Source organism: Pseudomonas sp. YL2 (assembly GCF_023063025.1).
GTDB classification, from domain to species: Bacteria; Pseudomonadota; Gammaproteobacteria; order Pseudomonadales; family Pseudomonadaceae; genus Aquipseudomonas; species Aquipseudomonas putida_A.
This window is the reverse complement of record NZ_JAJSLU010000006.1, coordinates 304399-311348: the sequence shown is the minus strand read 5'-3', so window position 1 is coordinate 311348 and position 6950 is coordinate 304399. Positions and strand designations below refer to the sequence as shown.

General features: G+C 59.5%; 7 protein-coding genes. 4 read left to right on the top strand and 3 right to left on the bottom strand.

Annotation, left to right across the window (positions count from 1 at the left end; translation table 11 throughout):
* Positions 1–332: 332 nt before the first annotated feature.
* Positions 333–1220, top strand: coding sequence for a threonine/homoserine exporter RhtA (gene rhtA, locus LVD08_RS12425; RefSeq protein ID WP_247268253.1), 888 nt, complete (start codon positions 333–335; stop codon positions 1218–1220).
* Between the two features lie 169 nt (positions 1221–1389).
* A complete protein-coding gene (locus LVD08_RS12420; RefSeq protein ID WP_096795010.1) occupies positions 1390–1671 on the top strand; it encodes a hypothetical protein in 282 nt (93 codons plus the stop codon).
* A gap of 1 nt (position 1672) precedes the next feature.
* Here the strand turns inward: LVD08_RS12420 and LVD08_RS12415 are convergent, their stop codons facing one another.
* The gene (locus tag LVD08_RS12415; protein ID WP_027613371.1) at positions 1673–2251 is read right to left on the bottom strand and encodes a TetR/AcrR family transcriptional regulator; all 579 of its coding nucleotides are present in this window, start codon (positions 2249–2251) and stop codon (positions 1673–1675) included.
* A 92-nt stretch (positions 2252–2343) separates the two neighbouring features.
* Between LVD08_RS12415 and LVD08_RS12410 the strand changes: the two genes are divergently transcribed.
* Complete coding sequence (locus tag LVD08_RS12410) at positions 2344–3072, top strand: SDR family oxidoreductase (protein WP_098964828.1); 729 nt, start codon at positions 2344–2346, stop codon at positions 3070–3072.
* A gap of 40 nt (positions 3073–3112) precedes the next feature.
* Complete coding sequence (locus LVD08_RS12405; protein ID WP_247268252.1) at positions 3113–3709, top strand: 2-hydroxychromene-2-carboxylate isomerase; 597 nt, start codon at positions 3113–3115, stop codon at positions 3707–3709.
* A gap of 49 nt (positions 3710–3758) precedes the next feature.
* On the opposite strand, the gene LVD08_RS12400 is transcribed toward LVD08_RS12405, so the two are convergent.
* Together LVD08_RS12400 and LVD08_RS12395 are read right to left on the bottom strand one after the other, a co-directional pair.
* Complete coding sequence (locus tag LVD08_RS12400; RefSeq protein ID WP_150368218.1) at positions 3759–5567, bottom strand: aminopeptidase P family protein; 1809 nt, start codon at positions 5565–5567, stop codon at positions 3759–3761.
* Positions 5568–5622: 55 nt separating this feature from the next.
* Positions 5623–6789: an aminotransferase class V-fold PLP-dependent enzyme gene (locus LVD08_RS12395; protein ID WP_247268251.1), complete on the bottom strand. Its 1167-nt coding sequence runs from the start codon at positions 6787–6789 to the stop codon at positions 5623–5625.
* Positions 6790–6950: the final 161 nt, after the last annotated feature.

The window sequence follows — 6950 nt, the reverse complement described above, 5'->3', positions numbered from 1 at the left end:
CTCTTTTTCTCCGCTTTCGACCGAGAAGATCGAACCGTCAAAAGAGCCAAACATCACCGCTCTTTCAACTCCTTCCAGGCTTCGATGAACTGAAGCAAGCCGCTGCCGAAAACTGCGTAACTCGTTGAATCTCAAGCAGTTTTCCGTTTCGACTGCGCCGGAAGTGGGGCGAATTATAGACCTCCTGAATCTGCCGTCAACCGTTAATTTCAGTTTTCTATCAATGCACCGAAAAAGCCTGCTTATATATAGATGCAACGTCAGCGAATGCGCAGTATATTGCCCAACACTTAAAACAACACCCTGCTCTCACCTTCGGATGATGCCTCGCAATGACTGACCAACCTCGCTCTCTGGCCTCAATACTGTTCCCGGTTGGCCTCTTATTAATAGCCATGGCATCCATCCAGTCTGGCGCCTCTCTGGCCAAGAGCATGTTCCCGGTGGTTGGCGCCCAAGGGACGACCACTCTGCGCCTGGTCTTCGCCAGCGTGATCATGCTGTTACTGCTGCGTCCGTGGCGCGCCAGGCTGACCGCTCAATCCTTGCGCACGGTGATCGTTTACGGAATGGCGCTGGGCGGCATGAACTTCCTCTTCTATATGTCATTGCGCACCGTGCCACTTGGCATTGCAGTCGCGCTTGAATTCACGGGTCCGTTGGCCGTCGCCATCTACGCCTCCCGCCGCGCTATCGACTTTCTCTGGATTGCTCTGGCGGCAGTTGGCCTGCTGCTGTTGATCCCGACAGGAGCGACATCCACGGGGATTGATCTAATGGGCGCCGGTTACGCCTTGGGGGCCGGCGTGTGCTGGGCGCTGTACATTCTGTTCGGCCAAAAGGCTGGCGCCGACAACGGCGTGACGACCGCGGCGCTGGGCGTGATGATTGCCGCACTGTTTGTCGCCCCGATCGGCATAGTGCATGCCGGCGCGGCATTGCTCACCCCGTCGCTGATCCCGGTGGCCATCGGCGTCGCCATCCTCTCGACTGCTTTGCCCTACACGCTGGAGATGGTCGCCCTCACCCGCATACCAGCCCGCACCTTTGGGACGTTGATGAGCATCGAACCGGCCTTTGGCGCGTTGTCCGGGCTGCTATTCCTGCAGGAGTACCTCACGCTGTCACAATGGATGGCGATCCTGTGCATTATTCTGGCTTCCGTCGGGGCAACCATGACCATGGGCAGTAGCGCCAAACCCGTTGTAGCGGCAGATTGAAACAGGATTTGACGAAGGTCTGGCAATTGGCGTTCATTTAGGCCATGTTTAGGCCCCTTAACTCAGTGCCAGGCATGGATTTTTTCGGACAGGGATATCGAACCGCTTAAAGCGCAGGCGAATACAGGCAGACCCGAGCGCCAGACTCGTGGCTACCATAAGGACGGTAATGAAACGAATTTTGATACTGATCGCTGTATTGGCAGTAGCGGGGTGCGCAGCCACCGCCAAGACCCAAGTGAAGCACGGTAAAAAAGGGCTGCACATCAACTGTTCCGGGCTGTCGTCCTCTTGGGACAAGTGCTACACCAGCGCCGCCAATGCCTGCGCCCCAAAGGGCTACAAAGTCATCGCCAAATCAGGGGACGCCGTGGAAGAACCCGGCGACTACCCGTTCGGTCTTAATCCGGCCGGTTATACCAGCCGCAGCATGATCGTCATCTGCAAATGAATCATGCTGGCTGCTCGCCTTGTCGAGCAGCCAGCTGACGCCCGATTTCCTCATGACTGGATTTCAAAACCGTCCGTTGAATCTCCGGCGTCACCAGCATCCGCGCCACTACCAACGCTCCGACGCATTGCGACAGAATAGCCCACGCCAGGCTGTCGCTTTCCAGAATCTGCGCCCAACTGGCGTGCAACCGACAAATCCACAACTCTGCCTGCTCGCGAACCTGATCATCTGAACGGGCAATTTCCGCACCCAGTGTCGGCAAGGCGCAGCCCGATTCAGGCTGCTCCACGTGAGCCATGCTCAGGTACTGTTTCAGACAGCGTTCCAGCCGCTCACGATCCTGCGCCCCCTGCCCTCCCAGTCGCTCCAGGCTCTGACACAGTTCACGCTCGACGATCGCCGTGAACAGCTCGTTTTTCGACGAAAAGTGGCTATAAAACGCTGCGCCACTGAGGCCGATAGCCTTCATCAAACCATCGACACCGACTGTGGAAAAGCCCGAACGCTTGGCTGACAGCGCGCTGCTGTTCAGCAGCTTTTCTCGGGTTTCCAGCTTATGACCGGCGGAATACCGCATGTGCTTGCCCTCTTGATCGACCGCCTTGACGTTGTCCGGATCCTAGCATAACGTTCGTTCACTTAACGATCGTTTACTAAAGGGATCTACCCATGAATAACAAGAAGGTCGTGTTGGTGGTGGGTGCGGGCGATGCCACTGGCGGAGCGATTGCCAAGCGCTTTGCCAGAGAAGGTTTTATCGCTTGCGTCACCCGGCGCAGCGCCGACAAATTGCAGCCGCTGGTCGAGGCGATTCAGGCCGAGGGTGGCGAAGCACACGGTTTTGCCTGCGATGCGCGCAAGGAAGAAGACGTGATTGCGTTGATTGAAGAGATTGAAAACCGCCTCGGCCCGATCGAGGCGTTTGTCTTCAACATCGGCGCCAACGTGCCTTGCAGCATTCTCGAAGAAACTGCGCGCAAGTATTTCAAGATCTGGGAAATGGCCTGTTTCTCCGGTTTCCTCAATGCCCGCGAAGTGGCCAAGCGCATGGTCACCCGCCAACGCGGCACCATTCTGTTCACTGGCGCCACCGCCGGGCTGCGCGGTGCTTCCGGATTTGCCGCGTTTGCCGGCGCCAAACATGGTATCCGTGCACTGGCGCAAAGCATGGCGCGCGAGTTGGGGCCGATGAATATCCACGTCGCCCATATAGTGGTCGATGGCGCGATCGATACCGACTTCATTCGCAACAGTTTCCCCGAGAAGTACGCGACCAAGGATCAGGACGGTATTCTCAATCCCGAACACATCGCCGAAAACTATTGGTATCTGCACAGTCAGCCACGGGATGCCTGGACCTTCGAGCTGGATCTGCGCCCGTGGAACGAACGCTGGTAAGCCCCGCCTCCTCCATAACAATAATCAGAGAGCAGCGAAGATGACGAAAACCGTGGAGTTCTATTTCGACCTCGGCAGCCCTGCCACCTACCTGGCTTACACCCAATTACCGAAAATATGTGCCGCAACTCAAAGCGAGCTGATCTATATCCCGATGCTGCTGGGCGGCGTGTTCAAAGCGACCGGCAACGCATCACCGGCGATGATTCCGGCGAAGGGCCGCTACATGTTTCAGGATCTGGATCGCTACGCCAAACGCTATGGCGTGCCGCTGAAATTCAATCCGCATTTTCCGATCAACACGTTGATGTTGATGCGTGCCGTCACTGGCATTCAACTGCGCCAACCAGAACGTTTCCAGGCGTTTATCGACTGTCTGTTCAAGGCATTGTGGGTGGATGGACGCCCTCTCGATGAGCCGGAGACTGTCGCTGCGGTTTTGAGCGAACAAGGCTTCGATCCCAATGAAGTCCTGGCCCTGACCAACGACGAGACAGTCAAGGCAGCCCTGAAGGACAACACCGAGACAGCCATTAAACGCGGTGTATTTGGCGCGCCGAGCATGTTTATCGGCAACCAGTTGTTCTTCGGCCAGGACCGCCTCGACTTCGTCGAAGAGGCCCTGCGTCAGGCTTAGAAAAACCTCAGAACCCGGACGCTGCCAACAGCGCCCGGGTTTCAGCCATTCAGATCGCCGCTGTGCGCGTGTTCAACCACTCCAGCGCGGCCCCCTCAAGCAACGGACTCAGGCGCTCACGCACTTCAGCGTGGTAGGCGTTGAACCACTGCTTCTCTTCCTGCGTGAGCAAGGATGGCTCCAGACAGCGCGTGTCGATCGGGCACAGGGTCAAGGTTTCAAACTTGAGGAACTCACCGAACTCGCTGCTCCCCGCCTCGCGGTTCATTGCCAGGTTCTCGATGCGCACGCCCCAGCGACCCGGACGATAGGTGCCCGGTTCAATCGAGGTGATCATCCCCGGTTGCATCGCCGTTTGCGGTGCCGGTGCTGCCTGATAGGCGATCACCTGCGGGCCTTCATGCACGTTGAGGAAATAGCCGACCCCATGACCGGTACCGTGACCGTAATCCACGCTTTCCGCCCAAATCGGCGCACGCGCGATGGCATCGAGCAACGGCGAGAGAATGCCTTTCGGGAACTGCGCCCGCGACAGCGCGATCACGCCTTTGAGCACACGCGTGCAGTCACGCTTCTGCTCAGCCGTCGGCGTACCGACCGGGACCATTCGGGTTATGTCGGTGGTGCCGCCCAGGTATTGGCCTCCCGAGTCGATCAGCAGCAAGCCGTCACCCTCGATCACCGCGTGTTCTTCTTCGGTGGCGTGATAGTGCGGCATCGCGCCATTGGCGTTAAACGCGGCAATCGTGTTGAAGCTCAAGGACACGTAATCCGGACGGCGCTCGCGGGCAGCGGTGAGTTTTTCGTCGATGGTCAGTTCGGTGATGCGTTCACGCCCCCAGGCCGATTCCAGCCAGGCGAAGAATTCGCACAACGCCGCGCCATCCTGTTCCATGGCCTTGCGAATGTGCTGTGCATCGGCCTCGCTCTTCTGCGATTTGGCGAGGGTGGTCGGGTTCAAGCCTTCGACCAGTTTCACCGCGCTGTCGAGGTTATCCAGCAAACCGCTGGTCACCCGCGCCGGATCCACCAGCAGGCTCGCACCACCCGGTACGGCGCGCAAGGCGTCGGCCACTTCGCGGTAATCGCGCAGAGTCACGCCGTCCTGTTCCAGCACTGCACGCAGCTCGGCATCGACTTTGCTCAAGGCCACAAACAGCGTGGCCTGCTGTTGATTGATCAACGCAAAAGAAACAAACACCGGGTTGAACGACACGTCGCCGCCGCGCAGGTTGAACAGCCAGGCGATGTCATCGAGGGTGGCGATGAAGTGCCAATCGGCGCCACGTTCCTGCAGGGTCTCGCGCAGTTTGGCGAGTTTTTCGCCACGGCTGACCGTCGCTTGCGGTGGCAGATGCTGATAGATCGGCGCGTTCGGCAGGCTCGGGCGATCCGCCCAGACTTCATTCAGCAAGTCGATGTCAGTGCGCAGACGCGCGCCGCGGGCCTCAAGCTTGCTGCTCAGGGTCCGCGCTGAAGCCACGGCCATCACCGCACCATCGACCGCTACCACACCACCTGCGGGTGTCTGCTCCGCCAGCCAGTCCAGCGGGCTCGGCTGACCCGGTTGCAGCTTGACCAGTTCGATGCCGCTGCCCTTGAGTTCCTTGGTCGCCTGCTCCCAATAGCGACTGTCGGCCCAGACCCCGGCGAAATCAGCGGTAACGATCAAAGTGCCGACCGAACCATGAAAGCCCGACAGCCATTGCCGCCCTTGCCAGTAGCCCGGCAGGTATTCCGACAGATGCGGGTCGGCCGATGGCACCAGCAACGCATGAATGCCTTCACGGCGCATCAATTCACGGGTGTGCGCCAGGCGCTGGGGAACCGTTCCTTCGGTCAAAGTCTGGGTACTCATCATGTCTCCTGCCAATCACTTCATCGTTATTGTTCGTAGCCGTGAAACCGGCTGGTTAAAGCCCTGTCGCCCAGAATGCCGGGGCACTGGCGCAGGCGCCTTTGATCAGTTCTGCCGCCTGATCGACATCGGCGGCGGTGGTGAAACGGCCGAGGCTCAGGCGAATGGTACGCCCGGCCAGCCGGGCGTCGTGCCCCAGCGCCAGCAGCACGTGAGATGGCGTATTGCTCGCCGAGTTACAGGCCGAGGTCGCGGAAAAGGCGATCGACTGGCTCAAGGCCGCACTGTTGAATTCACCTTCGCTGAAGGTCAGGCTCAACGTGTGCGCGATGCGCTGGCTGGCGCTGCCGTTGAGGCGTACGCCCGGCAGACTCAGCAACTGTTCGAGCAGCCGTTCACGCAGCGCCACGATGGACTTTTTCTCGGCATCGAATTCGGCAGCCGCCAAGGCGAATGCCGCGCCCATGCCGGCGATCTGATGCGTCGCCAGGGTCCCGGAGCGCAGCCCGCCTTCATGACCGCCGCCATGAATCTGCGCCTGCAAACGCTGCTGCGCGCGCGGGCCGACAAACAACGCGCCGATCCCCTTGGGACCGTAAAGCTTGTGCGCAGAAAACGACATCAAGTCCACTGGCCACTGCTGCAGATCGATCGCCACTTTGCCGGCGCCCTGCGCGGCATCGACATGGAACAACGCGCCACGGCCACGCACGACTTCACCGATGGCTGGGATGTCATTGAGGGTGCCGAGTTCGTTGTTGACCAGCATCAGCGATACCAGAAAGGTGTCGTCGCGCATTGCTTCGCTGACCGCCTGCGGAGTGATCAGGCCTTCGGCGTCCGGCACCAGATAGGTCACCGCGACGCCGGCATCCTGCAATTGCCGGGCAGTATCGAGAATGGCTTTGTGTTCGATCTGGCTGGTAATGATGTGGCCGCCGGCAACCCCGCGGGCCTGGGCCACGCCCTTGAGGGCGAGGTTGTTGGACTCGGTGGCGCCGGAGGTCCAGACGATCTGCGCGGCCTCGGCGCCCACCAGTTCGGCGACTTGTCGCCGGGCCTGCTCGACCGTGTGCCGGGCCTGCTGGCCGAAGGCATGGGAGCTGGACGCCGGGTTGCCGAAGTTACCGTGAAAACCCAGACAATCGATCATCACCTGGATGACCCGCTCGTCCACCGGGGTGGTGGCGGCGTAATCGAAATACAACGGACGTTTTTTCATAAAAGACTCGCAGAGCGTGTTCCGGGATCAGGAGGCTCGTGTCTGCAAACGGCACAGCGCAGCCTTGTGAGCTGCGCCTGGGTTCGAGACCGTCATCAATACCTGATCGGATGCCGTTAAAGAAGAACAACTTCATTTAAAAGTGCGTAGGAACGCTCCTA